At 37.1% G+C, this 17,162-nt stretch carries 16 protein-coding genes; 14 read left to right on the forward strand and 2 right to left on the reverse strand.

The features are described from left to right. The first annotated feature begins 243 nt into the window (after positions 1–243). From NKR20_RS18620 to NKR20_RS18685, 14 genes are all read left to right on the forward strand, one after another. Entirely contained in the window at positions 244–1,002 is a 759-nt protein-coding gene (locus NKR20_RS18620) for an SDR family NAD(P)-dependent oxidoreductase (RefSeq protein ID WP_253428336.1), read from the forward strand. A gap of 324 nt (positions 1,003–1,326) precedes the next feature. Then, positions 1,327–3,438 (forward strand): acetate--CoA ligase family protein, encoded by a 2,112-nt coding sequence (locus NKR20_RS18625; RefSeq protein ID WP_253428337.1) that lies wholly within the window; start codon positions 1,327–1,329, stop codon positions 3,436–3,438. Between the two features lie 26 nt (positions 3,439–3,464). After that, positions 3,465–4,700: an acyl-CoA dehydrogenase family protein gene (locus NKR20_RS18630; protein WP_253428339.1), complete on the forward strand. Its 1,236-nt coding sequence runs from the start codon at positions 3,465–3,467 to the stop codon at positions 4,698–4,700. A gap of 73 nt (positions 4,701–4,773) precedes the next feature. Continuing rightward, a complete protein-coding gene (locus tag NKR20_RS18635; protein WP_253428341.1) occupies positions 4,774–5,589 on the forward strand; it encodes an enoyl-CoA hydratase-related protein in 816 nt (271 codons plus the stop codon). Positions 5,590–5,614: 25 nt separating this feature from the next. Then, a complete protein-coding gene (locus NKR20_RS18640; RefSeq protein WP_253428344.1) occupies positions 5,615–6,379 on the forward strand; it encodes an SDR family NAD(P)-dependent oxidoreductase in 765 nt (254 codons plus the stop codon). An 18-nt stretch (positions 6,380–6,397) separates the two neighbouring features. After that, positions 6,398–6,952 carry an NADPH-dependent FMN reductase gene (locus NKR20_RS18645; protein WP_253428346.1) on the forward strand — a complete coding sequence of 185 codons (555 nt, stop codon included), beginning with the start codon at positions 6,398–6,400 and terminating at the stop codon, positions 6,950–6,952. Beyond that, positions 6,949–7,458: a flavin reductase family protein gene (locus NKR20_RS18650; RefSeq protein WP_253428348.1), complete on the forward strand. Its 510-nt coding sequence runs from the start codon at positions 6,949–6,951 to the stop codon at positions 7,456–7,458. Before NKR20_RS18645 ends, NKR20_RS18650 begins: the two co-directional genes overlap by 4 nt. A 13-nt stretch (positions 7,459–7,471) precedes the next feature. Further along, complete coding sequence (locus NKR20_RS18655) at positions 7,472–8,173, forward strand: carboxymuconolactone decarboxylase family protein (RefSeq protein WP_253428350.1); 702 nt, start codon at positions 7,472–7,474, stop codon at positions 8,171–8,173. Between the two features lie 5 nt (positions 8,174–8,178). Then, on the forward strand, positions 8,179–9,327 hold the full coding sequence (locus NKR20_RS18660; protein ID WP_419095301.1) for an acyl-CoA dehydrogenase family protein: 1,149 nt from the start codon (positions 8,179–8,181) through the stop codon (positions 9,325–9,327). 34 nt (positions 9,328–9,361) lie between these two features. Next, complete coding sequence (locus tag NKR20_RS18665) at positions 9,362–10,543, forward strand: CaiB/BaiF CoA transferase family protein (RefSeq protein WP_253428354.1); 1,182 nt, start codon at positions 9,362–9,364, stop codon at positions 10,541–10,543. Between the two features lie 173 nt (positions 10,544–10,716). Next, a complete protein-coding gene (locus NKR20_RS18670) occupies positions 10,717–11,247 on the forward strand; it encodes an acyl-CoA thioesterase (RefSeq protein ID WP_419095303.1) in 531 nt (176 codons plus the stop codon). 235 nt (positions 11,248–11,482) lie between these two features. Further along, the gene (locus NKR20_RS18675; protein ID WP_253428357.1) at positions 11,483–13,618 is read left to right on the forward strand and encodes a (Fe-S)-binding protein; all 2,136 of its coding nucleotides are present in this window, start codon (positions 11,483–11,485) and stop codon (positions 13,616–13,618) included. Between the two features lie 730 nt (positions 13,619–14,348). Next, positions 14,349–14,753 (forward strand): hypothetical protein, encoded by a 405-nt coding sequence (locus NKR20_RS18680; protein ID WP_253428359.1) that lies wholly within the window; start codon positions 14,349–14,351, stop codon positions 14,751–14,753. A 69-nt stretch (positions 14,754–14,822) separates the two neighbouring features. Beyond that, positions 14,823–15,125, forward strand: a complete 303-nt coding sequence (locus NKR20_RS18685; RefSeq protein WP_253428361.1) for a hypothetical protein — start codon at positions 14,823–14,825, stop codon at positions 15,123–15,125. 234 nt (positions 15,126–15,359) lie between these two features. Here NKR20_RS18685 and NKR20_RS18690 read toward each other — a convergent pair whose 3' ends face one another. After that, positions 15,360–15,551: an aspartyl-phosphate phosphatase Spo0E family protein gene (locus NKR20_RS18690; RefSeq protein ID WP_253428363.1), complete on the reverse strand. Its 192-nt coding sequence runs from the start codon at positions 15,549–15,551 to the stop codon at positions 15,360–15,362. A gap of 395 nt (positions 15,552–15,946) precedes the next feature. Further along, on the reverse strand, positions 15,947–16,948 hold the full coding sequence (locus tag NKR20_RS18695; RefSeq protein WP_253428365.1) for a two-component system sensor histidine kinase NtrB: 1,002 nt from the start codon (positions 16,946–16,948) through the stop codon (positions 15,947–15,949). Positions 16,949–17,162 lie beyond the last annotated feature (214 nt).

Consider the following 17,162-nt stretch of genomic DNA (forward strand, 5'->3'; position numbering starts at 1 on the left):
CTTACGCTTTCATTTCACTATTTTGTTAGATTAATAGTGTGTTTTAAAATTGAAACACTCTATTCCTTTTCTGAAACATTTCAAAGGTGTATTTTCCAATAAATTACAAACAAATCCTTCTACTCATACGAACTTTTCTATTCCCTCCATATTGTTGAATAAACATATGTGTGCTACCATCCTTAACAAAGATATCTAGGGGGAGATGTCTTTCTGGGGAAAAAACGAGGGAGAGTGAAAGCAATGGGTAAATTAGATGGAAAAGTTGCAATTATAACAGGTGCTGCTCGTGGACAAGGGGCAGCTCATGCCAAAGCATTTATTGAAGAAGGAGCAAAAGTTGCAATTACTGATATTTTAGTAGAAGAAGGACAGCAACTCGCTGAAGAGCTTGGACCTAATGCTTCTTTCTATGAACATGATGTAAGAAACTTTGAGCAATGGGAGTCAATCGTTGCTGAAGTGGAAAACACATTCGGTCCTATCAATATATTAGTAAATAATGCTGGAATCGGTTATAAAAAATCCATTTTAGATATGACAGAAGAAGAGTACCGTAGAATCATTGATATTAATCAAGTAAGTATATTCTTAGGGATGAAAGCCGTATTGCCATCCATGCTTAAAATTAACAACGGTTCTATCGTTAACATTTCATCCATCGCAGGTTTATTAGGAAGTAAAGATGGATCCGTTGCTTATGACGCATCAAAATTTGCAGTACGTGGCATGACAAAATCGATTGCCCTTGAAATGGCTCATACCGGCATTCGAGTAAATTCCGTTCATCCAGGGATAATTTTTACACCTATGGTTATGAAAGATGATGAAAAGCCAATTGAGTCTATTGAAAAACTTTTACCATATGTTCCGATGAAACGTGGTGCTTCACCAGAAGAAGTAACGAAATTAGTATTGTTCCTGGCAAGTGATGATTCTAGTTACTCTACAGGATCTGAATTTGTAATTGATGGTGGTTTAACTGCGAATCGTTACGGATGATTATCCATTTCCTATAAAGTCGTTCACAACCCGTCCTTTTTGCGTTTGCAAAGTGGATGGGTTTTTAATGTTTCAAACTTGAAACACCATAAAACACTTTCTCCCTCCTGTGCAACATATCCCCTATTTATACCATTCAAAATTTGTAAAAGACCTTCCAACCCTTGATTCTTACCCCTTCAATCGGCTTTTCAAAAAAATATTAATCTATTTCTTTTACTTTTTTGTGAATTGGCACCGCAATTGCTTTATAAGCAGTGTACTGAATTATTTAGAAAAAGGGACTTACTGGTTCCATTTAAGAACGTGGAAGGGGGAATGGAAATGAGTAATTTACATGCACTATTTAATCCCGAAAGCGTAGCCATTATTGGTGCCTCACCTGATGCTAAAAAAATTGGTGGTCGCCCATTAAGTTATATGAAGCGCTATGGCTATAAGGGTGAAATTTATCCTGTAAATCCAAAATATGAGGAAATTGATGGGTTAACGTGTTATCCAGATATCCTCTCTATTAAACAATCAATTGATGTAGCCATTATTGCCGTACCAGGTAATGCTGTTATTGAACAATTAGAAAAATGTGCCACACAAGGCGTAAAATCGGTTGTCATTTTCAGTGCTGGTTTTGGAGAGATTGGCGGAGAAGGAAAAAAAGCACAAGATCGAATCTATCAAATTGCAAAAGAAAATAATATTCGTATTTTAGGACCAAACTGCTTAGGTCTTTTCAATGTAGAAAAAGGCTTTTACGGTACCTTCTCAACTATTATTGAAGAAGAACAACCACTACACAGTAATATTGGCTTTGTCAGTCAAAGTGGTGCTTTCGGTTCCCACGTCTTTACTTTAGCTCGCCAACAAAAAATTGGTTTTAGTTACTTTGTTGCAACTGGAAATGAAGCTGATATCGATGTGGCGGATTGTATTGAGTTTTTAGCTCACGATCCAGATACAAATGTAATCGCTTGCTATATTGAAGGCGTAAAGGATGGACAAAAATTACTCCGTGCATTTGAGTTAGCACGAAAAAATAATAAACCAATTGTCATGTTAAAAGTAGGTAAAACAGAAGTCGGCATGAAAGCTGCGATGTCACACACTGGCTCGATCGTTGGAGCAGATAAAGTGTTTGATACGATCTTCAACCAAAGCGGTGTATTCCGTGCTGAAACTATCGATGAGTTTTTAGATGTGATGTATGCGGCTTCACATCTTCCAAGAATTGAAGGAAATCGTGTAGCAGTATTCACTGTTTCAGGAGGGGTTGGGATTTTATTAGCTGACCAACTAGCTGAAAATGGATTCACGTTACCTGAAACACCATCCGATGTAAAAGATCGATTAAAACAAATATTACCTATCGCTGGCACACAAAATCCAATTGATACAACGGCACAAATTTCCTATATCCCAACACTGTTGGAAGACTTTATGGACGCTGTTTTTGCAAGTGGTCAATATGATGCTGGGGTTATCTTCTTAGGATTTGCAGGGTTAAAACATGATTCCATTCATGATCGAATCCAAACGTTAAAAATCATGAAAGAGCGTTACCCTCATATTGCGCAAGTGACGGTGACGATTAATAGTCCTGAATCAACACAAGCATTCCGAGATGCGGATGTATTTGTTTTACAAGATCCTACAAGAGCTGTAACCGCTTTAAAAGCTGTACGCTACTTTGCACAAGCAGAAAATAAACAAGAATCTCAAAAGTTAACGGAATTTTCAATAGATTTAAGCGGATTAGACCCGATTTTAACGGAGTATGGCAGTAAGCAACTGCTTCAACAATTTAAACTACCAGTAACCGAAGAATATTTAGCGAAAACCGAAGAAGAAGCGGTTCGCTATGCACAAACAATCGGCTATCCAGTTGTTTTAAAAGGGATGTCACCACAAATCCTACATAAAACAGACCGAGGACTTGTTTCTTTAAATATTCAATCAGATGAAGAGGTCAAAGCAACCTTTACTAAATTAAAAACCATTATTGACCAAACAGAAGACGCGACTTTCGAAGGAATATTAGTTCAAGAAATGGTTAAAGACGAGTTCGTTGAATTGTTTGTTGGCGCTAAAAAGGACCCGATTTTTGGGCAAATGGTTATTGTTGGTCTTGGCGGTATTTATATCGAAGTATTACAAGACATTTCAATGCGAAAAGCGCCTGTTTCACCAGCCGAAGCAAAAGAAATGCTTGGTGAATTAAAGGCAGGAAAAATTTTAACAGGCTATCGCGGCAAACCTGCAAGCGATATTGAAGAATTAAGCAACGTGATTGCTAGATTCAGTGAGTTCATTGCTAGTTTAGAAGATGAATTATTAGAAGCAGACTTAAACCCAATTATGGTCTTCAGTGAAGGCAAAGGGGTCAAAATTGCGGACGGTTTAATGTCCTTCCAAAAACAATCAGAAACAGTAACTAATTAATGTTCAATTTAAAGGAGACGATCAGTATGGATTTTACAATGCCAGAAGAAACACAAGAAATTATTAACGCCATAAAACAATTCATTGAAAAGGAAGTTATCCCTCTAGAAGAAGAGAACCGCACCCTACTCTATAATGAACGGAACTATTATTTAGAAGATGGTCGCCGTAGTCCAGAAGTAGAAAAATTACGTAAAATCGTTCGTATGAAATCAGCAGAAGCTGGCTTCTATACAATGTTTGGTGATGAAGAACTTGGTGGAAGTCAACTAGGACCAGTCACTTCATTATTAGTACATGAAGCAATTAATAAATTCTATCCAAATCGTAAATTAATTGATGCGGTAATTATCCCATCTCCATTTACGAACGGGTTAACACCAGTATTAAAAGGCTTACAACCTCGCTTAAAAGAAGAGTATTTACCTGGTATTGCCAGTGCCGAAAAAACACTTTGTTTCGGTTTAACTGAGCCAGATGCAGGTTCAGATGTATGGGGTATTAAAACAACGGCTGTTCGCGATGGCGACCATTGGGTGATCAACGGAACAAAACAATGGATTTCCAATGCGGCATATGCAGATTACTGTATGTTATTTGCGGTAACGAATCCAGAATTAGTGGCACAACGTAAAGGCGGAATTTCTTGCTTCTTCGTTGATACATCATGGGAAGGATTCTCTGTAGATTCAGTAATTCCTACAATGGGATCTCTTGGTGGTGATGCGGCAATTATTAGCATCGATAATTTACGCGTTCCTCATGAACATGTCATCGGTGAAGTAGATAACGGATTTACAAAAGCGATCCACGGTATTAATAATGGTCGCTTAGGTATGAGTGGTAAATGTATTGGTTCTGCTCAATGGGCACTGAAAAAAGCAGTAGAATACGCACAAATCCGTAAAACATTCGGTAAACCAATTGGCGAACATCAAATGGTTCAAAATATGTTAGCTGAAGCGGCAATGGATATTTATGCTGCACGAAACATGGCGTTACATTGTGCATGGAAAATTGAAAATTCAAAACGTACACCAGCAAAAGAAATCTCTATGGTTAAGGCTTACTGTACAGAGATGATGGGCCGCGTGTATGACAAAGCGATGCAAATCCATGGTGGTGTTGGTGTATCGAATGAATTGGAATTAGAAGAAGGCTATCGTTTAGCACGTGTATTACGAATTCCAGATGGTACATCTGAAATCCACCGTCGCACAGTAGCACGCAGCTTATTAAAAGGTGACTTGAATTTCAACTAATAAAAAACTTAAGTGAACGCCCTCTTCACGAGCTGGCGTTCACTGCTAGACACTAATAAAAGGAGCGTTTCATATGACAACTCAAAACGAAGCCGCTTTACAAAAAACTGTATTAATCGAACGTAAAGGAAAAATCGCTTATATCATTTTAAATCGTCCAGAAAAACTAAATGCCTTTAATGCAGATTTATTTGCAGATCTAGATCGAGCACTAGATGAATTAGAAAAGGACGATAGTGTAAGCGTACTAATTATTAAAGGTAATGGTCGTGCATTTAGCGTTGGTTACGATGTCGCAAAATATAAAACGCCAACAGTTATTCAAGATAAAGAAAATTTAGAAGGCTATACAAGACGTTGGATTCGCATTTGGGAATATCCAAAACCAATTATCGCTCAAGTTCATGGCTATGCATTAGCTGGTGGTACTCAACTTCTAGCAAGTTGTGACATTGTTATCACGGATGAAGATACACAATTCGGCTTCCCTTCCCTACCTTTAGGTGGTGGATTTGTAGGCTTGTACTGGCACTGGCATGTTGGGCCACAACGTACGAAAATGCTAGATTTAACTGCTGGAAGCCGCATCACTGGCCGAGAAGCTGAACAATACGGCATTGCGGCAAAATGTGTACCAGCTGGTGAACTTGAAGAAGCTACGTTAGAAGTTGCACGTGGAATTGCGAAAACGCCTTTAGATATCTTAAAACTTAAAAAACAAGCGCATAACCGCATTATGGAGCTACAAGGATTTAGAACTGGTGTTATGTATGGTCCTGAACAAGATGCGATTATCCATACGGCAGATGGCATTAAATTAGTTCACGAAAAAATTGCAGAACTTGGACTAAAAGGTGCTATTGAGTGGTTCCATAGTCAAGAAGTTTAAAATTTAGTGAAGCGAGAGGTGTCCAATGGGATTTTACGAAAAAGTCGCCATTATTACCGGTGGAGCGCGAGGAATTGGTGCCGAAACGGCAATTCAATTGGCAAAGGATGGCGCCAATATTGCCATTTTCGATATCCAGGATGAACTCTTTGAAGGCATCCTTTCGAAACTACGCAATTTAGGTGTCACTGCTCAGGCATGGAAAGTCGATATCACTCAGAAAGAAAACATACAACAAGCAGTACAAGAAGTCTATGACACATTTGGCAAGATTGATATTTTAATCAATTCAGCCGGCGTGTTGAAAGATAATCTACTACCTAATTTAGAAGAAGATGAGTGGGACTTTGTTCTTGATGTCAATTTAAAAGGTGCTTACTTAGTCACTCAAGCGGTCCATCCTTACATGGTCAAACAAGGATCTGGACGCATCATCTTTATCTCCTCTCAAGCAGCACTTGGAGCTAAAGGTCGAGTGAACTACTCAGCTGCTAAAGCCGGCATTCAAGGGATGACCCGTACTTTAGCCATTGAATTAGGTCCAAAGGGCATCACAGTAAATGCTGTAGCGCCTGGCTTTGTTGATACCGAAATGAGTTTAGTCTCTGCGGCATCTGCAAGTAAAAGAGGAATCTCAAACTTTGAAAAAGTGAAAGAACAGTTAGTCCAGTCAAATCCGATTAGACGAACAGGAACGCCTGAAGATATTGCCCATGCCATTCTATTTTTCGCTTCCGATAAGGCGGGATATATCAATGGTCAAGTGCTTTATGTGACAGGAGCTCCTTAAAAAGAGAGGTGTCTAGAAATGAAAATCGTTGGAATTAGTGGCACACTTGTTGGTTCCAAAACATCGCTAATTTTGAAAAAACAATTAGAAGAACTAAAAGAACAACGCCCTTCCTATGAAATAGAGTTCATTGATTTAAAAGACTATACACTCGACTTCTGTGATGGTCGCACAATTGACCAGTATAGTGACGATACGAAAAAAGTCATTCAACTATGTGAAGAGGCTGATGGATTCCTCATTGGTACATCGATTTTACATGGGTCAATGCCAGGGGTCTTAAAAAACCTTTTCGAACTTGTTCCGATTCAAGCATTTACGGGCAAAGTGGTTGCCTTTTCCGCTAGTAGTGGTAATCCATATCATTATCTAGCAATCGAAAATTACGTAAAGCCTGTTGCGAATTATTTAGGGATGTATGTTTTGCCAGCGTACTTTTATTCCATTCCGTCCGATTTCAATCCGCAAAATGAATTTGCAACTCCAGAAAAAGAACAGGAATTAAAAGATTTCGTGGCAAGCTACGACCAATTTTTAAGAACGTTAACACAAAAAAATGAGGTGAGAACATGACAGTTCAAAGTCAAGCGGTATCACAACAATTGTTCAAAGAAGTTATGGGAAGTTATCCATCAGGGGTAACGATTATTACAACAGTAGACCAAGATGGTAAGCCAGTTGGGTTAACAGCCAATTCATTTGTATCAGTTTCCATCGATCCATTATTAATTTTATGGTGTATCGATAAACGAGCAGGTAGTTGGTCTGCTTTTGATAATGCAGAGCAATTTGGGGTAAATATTTTAGCGGCTAACCAAGCTGAAGCATGTTGGACTTTTGCAAGTAAAACTGAGCCTGACCGATTTGGAAAGCATGCTTGGAAATTATCTAGCAACAATGTACCTGTTTTAGATGGTGTATTTGCTACATTCGAATGTAAAAAATCTCAAGTTATCGATGCAGGCGATCACTACATCTTAATTGGTGAAGTAATCCATATTGAAAAACAAGACGATGTTGAACCAATGTTGTATTTCAGAAGAAAAGTCGGTGAAGTTCCAGCCAGCTTTTTAGAATAACTGAGGTGAGCCTATGAACAAAACATTGTATCAAAATCCCGAGATTGAGAGATTGTTACAAGATGATCCAACGTTTTTGGACGTTTACAACAACTTTGTTCAACTCCCATGGAAAAAAGGTCATTTAGAACCGAAAGTAAAGGCTTTACTATCGATTGCGCTTAGTGCTTCCCCTACTCATTTAAATGAACAAGCGACAAAACAACACATCGAGCTTGCCCTACACCTTGGGGCCACGAAAGAAGAAATTGCAGAAGTGTTGAAGGTAGTTAGTATACTTGGGGTTCATACATGTGCGGTGGGGATTCCATTAATGATGGAGCATTTTAGAGAAGAGAATCTCCCTCCCTACACGCCACAACAAAAGGCCCGTAAACAAAAGTTTGTTGACACAATGGGCTACTGGAACGATTTTCGCGATGACATATTGCGATTGGATGAAGAATTTTTCGATGCCTACTACGAATTTTTAACTACACCGATTCGAAGAGGCATCTTAGAACCAAAAGTGATTGAATTTATCTATATTGCGATTGATGCTTCTACTACCCACCTATTTGAAAGTGGTATTAAAGTACATCTAATAAATGCAATCCAATACGGCGCGACACAAGGTGAAATATTCGAGGTACTTCAGTTAACTTCAGCACAAGGATTTGACTCCTTACAAATGGGGTTATCGATACTCGAAGAAACGATAAACGATAAGGAATGAGCCATATGATTACTTTAAACGAAGAAATAATAGATATGAAGAGTAGCGTAAGAGACTTTATTGATAATAAAGTGGATCTCTACGCTGATCAAATCGAACGTGAAGACCGTATTCCAGAAGAAATTTTTAAACTAAGTCAAGAGATGGGCTTATTTGGATTAAGTATTCCAGAAGAATACGGTGGCTTAGGTCTTAATATGGTAGGTAAATGCGGCATCTATGAAGAGTTAGGGCGTACGAGTAATGGGTATACAACACTTATCGGCGCACATACAGGAATTGGATCTGTCGGAATCGTTGAAATGGGTAATGAAAGCCAAAAACAAAAATACCTACCGAAAATGGCGACAGGCGAATATATTGGCGCATTTGCCTTAACAGAGCCTCAAGCTGGATCCAATGCGACAGCATTACAAACAACAGCTGTTCGTAAAGGTGATAAATTCATCATCAATGGATCAAAACATTACATCACAAATGGACCAGAAGCTTCTGTTTTCACAGTGATGGCTGTAACAGATAAAGCAAAAGGTGCAAAAGGAATCACTTCTTTTATCGTAGAAAAAGATTTTCCAGGGTTAGTAATTGGGAAACATGAAGAAAAAATGGGCCTACGTGGTTCACACTCTTCTGAAATCTTTTTCGAAGATTGCGAAGTACCAGTAGAAAATGTATTAGGTGAAGAAGGATTAGGCTATGTGAATGCATTAAAAATTTTAGCGAACGGCCGTGCAGGTCTTGCAGCTCGTAACTTAGGTTCTTGCCAAAAATTATTAGAAATGTCGATTCAATATGCAAGTGAACGCGTTCAGTTTGGTAAACCGATTTTAGAGCAACAAATCATCCAACACTATTTAGCTGAAATGGCACTAGATATTGAGTCTCTCCGTTCATTTACGTACCACGTAGCAAACTTAGTTGACTCAGGTAAGAAAGTGATTAAAGAAGCTGCCATGGTGAAATTATATGGTTCTGAAGTATATAATCGCGTGGCGGATAAAGCAGTGCAAATCCACGGAGGTATTGGCTATATTCGTGAGTACCCAATTGAACGCTATTACCGTGATGCACGTATTACAAAAATTTACGAGGGTACATCAGAGATACAAAAAAACATTATCGCCTCTCAGCTCATTCAAGAGTATGTTAAGTAATGATAATGTTGGAAATTAGTAGGAGGCGTTTCAAATGATGCCTTTAGAAGGATATCGTGTGATTGACATATCAAGAACCTTAGCAGGCCCCTATGCCACGATGATGTTGGCCGATATGGGGGCAGAAGTAATCAAAGTCGAAGAACCTATAGTAGGCGATGAATCTAGACGATTTACGCCACCTAGCTGGAATGGAGAAAGTTGTTACTACCTTTCAGCGAACCGAAACAAAAAGGGCATTACAGTAAATTTGAAAACACCAGAAGGCATTCAAATTGTCAAAGATCTGCTAAAAGATGCAGACGTGATCATTGAAAACTTTCGAACTGGTACTGTTGAAAAATTAGGCCTCGGCTATGACGTAGTAAAAGAAATTAACCCAAAAATCGTCTTTTGTTCCATCTCTGGATTTGGTCGAACAGGACCATATAAAGACAAAGCGGGCTATGACGTTTTATTACAAGGTTACGGTGGCTTAATGAGTATCACAGGTACAAAAGATACTCCTGTTAAAGCAGGCATGTCTATTGCCGATTTATCTGCAGGTATGTTTGCCGCTTTCTCCATTGTCAATGCCCTACTCGCGGCACAAAGAAATGGTGTTGGGCAATACCTAGATGTTAGTTTACTAGATTGCCAAGTTGCTTTATTAAATCATATGGCAACCGGCTACCTAGCGACAGGTAAATATCCAGAACGAATGGGTACAGCACATGGCACATTAGTTCCGTATCGAAGCTTTAAAGCAAAGGACCAAGATGTTGTGGTTGCTGTAGCCAATGATGGATTGTGGAAGAAGTTTTGTCAGGCCCTAGATTGGGTAGATTTATTGGAAGATGAACGTTTTAAACTCAATCATCAACGAGTTGCATTACGAGATGAACTCGAACCGATTATTGAAGAACGATTTAAACAATTAACAAGTGAGGACATTATTTCAAGGCTCGATTCTTACGGCGTTCCATGTGGTCCTATCCAAAATATTGCACAAGTAATGAACGATCCCCAAGTCATTGCTCGCAATATGATGGTAGACATCGAACACCCAAATATCCCTAACTTAAAAGTACCGGCGTTCCCAGTAAAATTTTCTAATACTCCCCCGACTATTAGAAATCATCCCCCATTACTTGGTGAACATACAGAAGAAATCTTGAAAAGCTTAGGGTATCAAGAAGAACAAATTGAAGAGCTGCGAAGCAAAACGATTATCTAAAGCCATATTCCCATAAAAAATACGATAAACAGATCAATACAAGTCCCCCACTTTTATTGATCGTACACCCCCCTATTTATATATACTTCCCTCATCTTCTTGATTGAGATGAGGGAATTTTTAAAATCAAAAGGTTAATAGAAAGTTATGCTAAACGGACGGTGATGTAAATGATGAAAGAAAAAAACTGTGATGCTTCTCGTGTATACCGAGCAAGTCGTGTATTTCCTAATGATTTTAACAATCATAATACTCTTTTTGGTGGACGGTTATTAAGTGATATGGACCAAGTTGCCTCCATCTCTGCCGCGAAACATAGTCGGTGCGAGTGTGTAACAGTTTCCACCGATGCCGTTGAATTTTTAAAACCAATCCACCCAACGGATTACGTTTGTTTTGAATCCTTTGTCATTTGGACTGGAAATAGCTCAATGGAAGTTTGTATTAAAGTCCATGCGGAAAATTTAAAAACTGGTGAAAAACGCCTTACGTCTATCGCTTTCTTTACGTTTGTTGCGTTGGATGAAAACGGTAAGCCAACGAAGGTGCCAAAAATCATTCCCGAAACACAAGAAGAGCTCTATCTATTTGAACGTGCACAACAACGAGCAGAATTAAGAACAGCTAAAAAGAATCTAAATAAAGAAATGATTTCTTATTTGAAAAAAGAAACTGAAACCGAACCAGAACCAATCAGTTTGTAAGTTGGGTAAATTATTACTATTCTTACAGTAACTATATAGGAAGCAATTAAGAATATAGTAAAATAATTTATAGATTATTAGTTATAGTTGTAGTAGAATAATACAAAACTCAGAAAATTATGAAGTATTCGAAGAAAATCTGATTGAGTGAATGAATATGCTCATCATCAGAGGTTATGGTCGCCAAGAGAAATACTATTCTAATATTCTGAAATCTATATTGGAGGGAAACAGGATGCTATCACTGCTAAATTTATTAGTCTTCCTAGCATTCGCAGGGTATGCAGTGTATATGTTTGCCCAAGTTCTATACACTCGTTATTTATTTGTGAAGCTTGGAAAAAAAGCGGAGTTTGAACCGAATTTGAAAGAACGATTAAATGCCGTTTTAACGATTGGCTTCGGTCAGAAAAAATTGTTTAAAGACAAAAAAAGCGGATTTATGCACTTAATCTTATTTTATACATTCTTTATTATTCAAGTCGGACTTATTGAACTTATCATTAAAGGATTTATTAAAGGCTATGAGTTTCCTTTTGGCGAAGCTCATAAATATTTCAGTCTACTTCAAGAAGTCGCAACATTCTTAATGTTGCTAGCTGTAGTCTATGGATTTTACCGCAGATACGGTGAAAAGTTAACACGATTACAATGGAAGCGTGATGGGAAAGCAGCTTTTGTGTATATCGCGCTAACAACTCTTACGGCTTCTATCCTACTAACACTCGCTTTTGAAGCAATTATGTTAGGACATGAACCAAATCTTGATTATGCACCTATCTCAGGTGCCATCGCATCCATGTTTTCAGGAATTGGCACAACGGCTGGAACAGTTCTGTTCTATGTATTCTGGTGGGTACATATGGTGACTGTCTTCTCGTTCATGGTATTTGTGCCACAATCAAAACAAGCACACGAATTATTCGCGCTGTTTAATATTTTCTTCAAAAAAGTTGGCCCTGTGGGCAGATTAAAAAAGATTGATTTTGAAGATGAAGAAGCAGAAGAATTTGGAGTTGGGAAAATTGAAGACTTTACTCAACAACAACTGATTGACCTATATGCTTGTGCTGAATGTGGTCGTTGTACAAATATGTGTCCTGCTTCAGGAACAGGTAAAACATTATCGCCGATGCAATTGATTGTGAAGATGCGCGACCATTTAACTGAAAAAGGAGCAGCGATGACTTCAAGAAATCCTTGGGTCCCAAAATCCATTTTCGCTCCTTCAACACCTGAAATCGCAATGGCCGGCGTAGCGGCTGGAGAAATTGCCGCAACAACGGAGTTCCCTAGTTTGATTGGCGACGTCATTACAGAAGAAGAAATTTGGGCATGTACGACTTGTCGTAACTGTGAAGACCAATGCCCTGTAGCGAATGAACACGTAGATAAAATCATTGATTTACGCCGTTACTTAACGATGACAGAAGGACGTATGAACCCAGATGCACAACGCGCGATGACAAACATTGAGCGTCAAGGCAATCCTTGGGGATTAAATCGTAAAGAAAAAGAAAAATGGCGTGAAGTGGATGAAACAATCCACATTCCAACAGTCAAAGAAGCTCAAAAATCAGGTGAAGGCTTCGAATACTTATTCTGGGTAGGTTCTATGGGATCATTCGATAATCGTTCCCAAAAAATTGCTCGTTCCTTTGCAAAATTAATGAACGAAGCAGGCGTGAAGTTTGCTATCTTAGGGAATAAAGAGAAAAACTCTGGTGACACACCACGCCGTTTAGGAAATGAGTTTTTATTCCAAGAGTTAGCAACTTCCAACATTGAAGAATTTGAAAAGTATGAAGTCACTAAAATCGTTACAATCGACCCACATGCTTATAACATTTTTAAAAATGAATACGCTGACTTCGGTTGGCAAGGTGAAGTACTACACCATACCGAATTATTGTATGACTTAGTGAAGCAAGGTCGCTTAACAATGAATCACCGTGTGGAAGAAACAATTGTCTTCCATGATTCTTGTTACTTAGGTCGATACAATGACGTATTTGATCCACCACGTGAAATCTTACGATCAATTCCAGGTGTTAACTTAGTAGAAATGGAACGTAATCGTGAAAACGCGATGTGTTGTGGTGCTGGTGGTGGTTTAATGTGGATGGAAGATCATGTTGGTACACGCATTAACGTGGCACGTACAGAACAAGCATTACAAACAAATGCATCGGTCATTTCATCTGGTTGCCCATTCTGCTTAACGATGCTTACAGATGGAACAAAAGCAAAAGAAGTAGAAGACACAGTAAGCACATACGACATCGCAGAGCTATTAGAACAAGCTGTATTTGGAAAACAAAACAATACAACTGCAACAAACAAAGAAGAACAAGAACCTGTACTTCAATAACCTTTACTTAAACATGAAAGACACTCCATTTTAGATGTATCTAATATGGAGTGTCTTCTTTTATACTTAAGTTTTTAAAATATTCTTCAGGTTGTAGATTCATCTACCTGTATACCGGTAATTTAACTTTTTGCCATTATAGGCATTGAGGAGTACACACGATATTAGCCAGTACATATATAAATTCCTTTGTAAATTCATATAGTATATTAAATATGGCTAGCAACTTACAGGATGAGGGTATTTTCGGTTTTAACCGTTTGAGTATATCCCCCTTTTCAATATTTTTGGTCATCCAGTTAACTGGATGGCTTTTTTTATTTTATATAAAATTTAAATCTTAGAGACATAGTAAAGATATTTAATGTAAGGGGGAAAGATTTGTTGAATTTGTGTTAGAGGAAATAAAGCAACTAGGTATTAAAACTATTGAAAGATTAAGAGAGCAACGATTATGGTTAGCTCTCATTTTTTGTTTCCTTAGTTAAAAATTTATAAGATAAGTTACCATAAAACACTGCATTTTCAAGGCTTAGTAGGCGTTATCACAATCTATCAGAGATCCAATTTCTATATTAATTCATTTGACTTATATAGTCACATGTGGTTGACATTCAAACCTTTTTCAGACTCCAAAATCTTATCAATAATTAATTTTATATATTACAAACATCCAATTCTCTAAATAAATAGTGAATATATTATTTCTGTATGAGAGGAGGTGGTAATAATGGCATCAATTAAAAAAAGAAATTTTAGCCCTCAGGCAGAAGCAGAAACAGAAATTCTAAACAGAGTTGCAAGCTCAAACGAAAGCGAAAGCGAAAATGAAACGGAGCTAAGAAATTACAATACTGCGAAAGTTAAAGATAGTGGGAATTCTAATGTGAGATTCCACTTCAATTTCAATGTAAATGTTAGCTCTGAATCTGAAACTGAAACTGATAATGCAGATGTAAATGCAGATGTAAATTCAACTGAAACTACAAATGCTAATGCAGCTTCATCTTCAAGTAATAATGCAAGTGCTAACTCAAGTGATACTACAAATGATAATGCAGTTTCAAGTCAAAATGCACTTCTAGTTGCAGGTGGAAATGCAGCTTCAGAAATGAATAATACGAGCGGTTCATAGTTAAAATTAAAACTAGTAGATTACAGTAATAATTGCAATCTACTAGTTTTTTAAAAAAGGAGGAACGAAATGAAAGAGCTATCCAATAAGGAATTAAATCATGAAGAAAATGATTTTTTGAGAGTAGAAGAAACTGCTATAAGTGAACACAGATCTGATGACAACCATGAAAAGAAAATTGAAAATGTGACGAATTCTCGCGTTTCTCATAGTGGTAATTCTAATGTGACTATTAACATTACTATTGATTTACTGCCGCTTGCTTTTGCTCAACTCTATTCTTTATATGCAACGAAACAAATCTCAAGTGATGAATTTGAGTTAGCACTTAGCAAATTAAAAGAGTTCCTTAAAGATACGTTGAATGACTAGAATTTTTACATAAAAATCTAGTTGCGTTCACAAAAGGTCAGCCCCCCTTTCCATTCTCAAAAAGGATTTCCTTGCTACTATCTAGAAATTATCAATTGTTATATTGGAATTTTACCTAGTACCGGTTCTATTCTATATATAACTTTTATATAACTCTTATATAGATTCTGTTTTAAATGCAAAAAAAATAACAGTGCGTCAGATATATTTGCACTGTTGATATATGGTTAATTGTTATTTTTCTGTCGCTGTTTGATTGATTTTTTGAAAGGTGTTCATGACCAAGTCTAATTGCTGACTGTATTTGATCGTTTCAGGATGCGTAAGACCTTTAGATAACCCAATATGTATCATGCGAGATTGCAATTTATAATATTGATCTTTAAAGTCTATATCTTCTACATCCGAAAAATATTCTACCTCCATGTCTTTCCTCCATCATTTAAAATAAAAACATAGACTATTATAGTATACAATTACAATTAATGGAATATTTTTTTAGTATAGTCTTTCCCTTGTTACTAGTGGGGGCTTCACATGAGAAATGTTTCTCTTTCCCACTTCTCTTTGAACGGAAATATCGTCATAACCTGGCATTACTTCAAATTCGATATTCCTACTAGCTCAATAAACTTCGATAGAAAGTAAAACTATTTTTTCTCTATAAAAGACGATTAGTCCTTAATAAAAGTACATTTCAATGAGTAATAAAAATAAAATATATCTTTTTTCAGAAAACTTAAAAATATTTTATAATCCTATCAGAGAGGAATTTCCATAAATTAAGAATTTGATAATTAATTCAAACATTCTATGATTCTTTATTTAGTTGGGAGTTTTACATGAAAAGTTGTTCCTTTTCCTAGTTCACTTTGAACACAAATATCGCCACCATGGTCATAGATCGTTGCATACACTTGGGTAAGGCCTAAACCTGTCCCTTTTTCTTTTGTCGAGAAAAATGGTGTCCCCAACATCCTCAGTTGCTCTTCTGCTACACCAATCCCCGTATCCGTTACTTTCACATGGATCCACCCGTTTTGATAGTAATGCTCAATGGTAATGGTCCCTTTTTCGGATATGGCCTCAATCGCATTTTTTATTAGATTAAAAAAGGCTTTTAATAACGAATTTCGTTTCCCCTCTATTTTTCTACCTGCATCCTTGATATGTAGCTCGAGTTTCACATAATCTTGCTTATCTTGAAATAATAAGACCGTTGATTCTATTTTCTTCGATACATCAATTTCTAATAAGGGCTCTTCAAGTAGATCGGGTTTGGATACAAACAATAAACTATGTAAAATACTTAAAGCTTTATCTAATTCCGAGTCCACGGTATTTAAGTATTCATGGGGGTGGTCTCGTTTTAATAATTGTAAAAAACCTTTGACCGTTGTCAGTGGATTTTTTACTTCATGAACAATACTCGCAGCCATTTGACCAAGAGAAGCTAGTCTTTCTTTTTCATGGAGAAGTCTCATTGCCAACTTACGATTCGAAATATCTTGAATCACCACTTGCGCGTAATACTCTTCACCCATTTTTAAAGGCGTTGTCTTTACTTCAACGTCAATGATCTCGCCATCTTTACGAATCATTTGCGCTTCGATATAATCGATGGCTTGTTGCTTGTGGAGTACATTGTTTAACCGTTCTTTACACACAACATGGATGTAAGTCGGAATAAAATTATATAAACTGTTATGTAAAATCTCTTCAAAGGAAGTTAGTTTTAATAGTTTCAAACTTGCTTTATTGCAATAATAAATTTTCCCTTCTTCGCCAAGAATGAAAATCGAATTTAATGAATTTTCAATCAACTGATGAAAGTCTATATGAAATGACTCGATTGTTTCTATCAAATAACCACCCCATTTCCTAGTAAATATATTTATATTATCAGTTTAGAAATATAAAACAAGTCTATTGACACCAATTACGATTAGTTGGATTAAATGCAGTAAATATTGTATAGTAGATAAGTACTTGTCACTTAAGAGCAAGAAAAGCCGAGGCGATTTGGTTCGCTTCGGC

The sequence above is a fragment of the Ureibacillus endophyticus genome (genome assembly GCF_024159215.1).
Taxonomy (GTDB): Bacteria; Bacillota; Bacilli; order Bacillales_A; family Planococcaceae; genus Ureibacillus; species Ureibacillus endophyticus.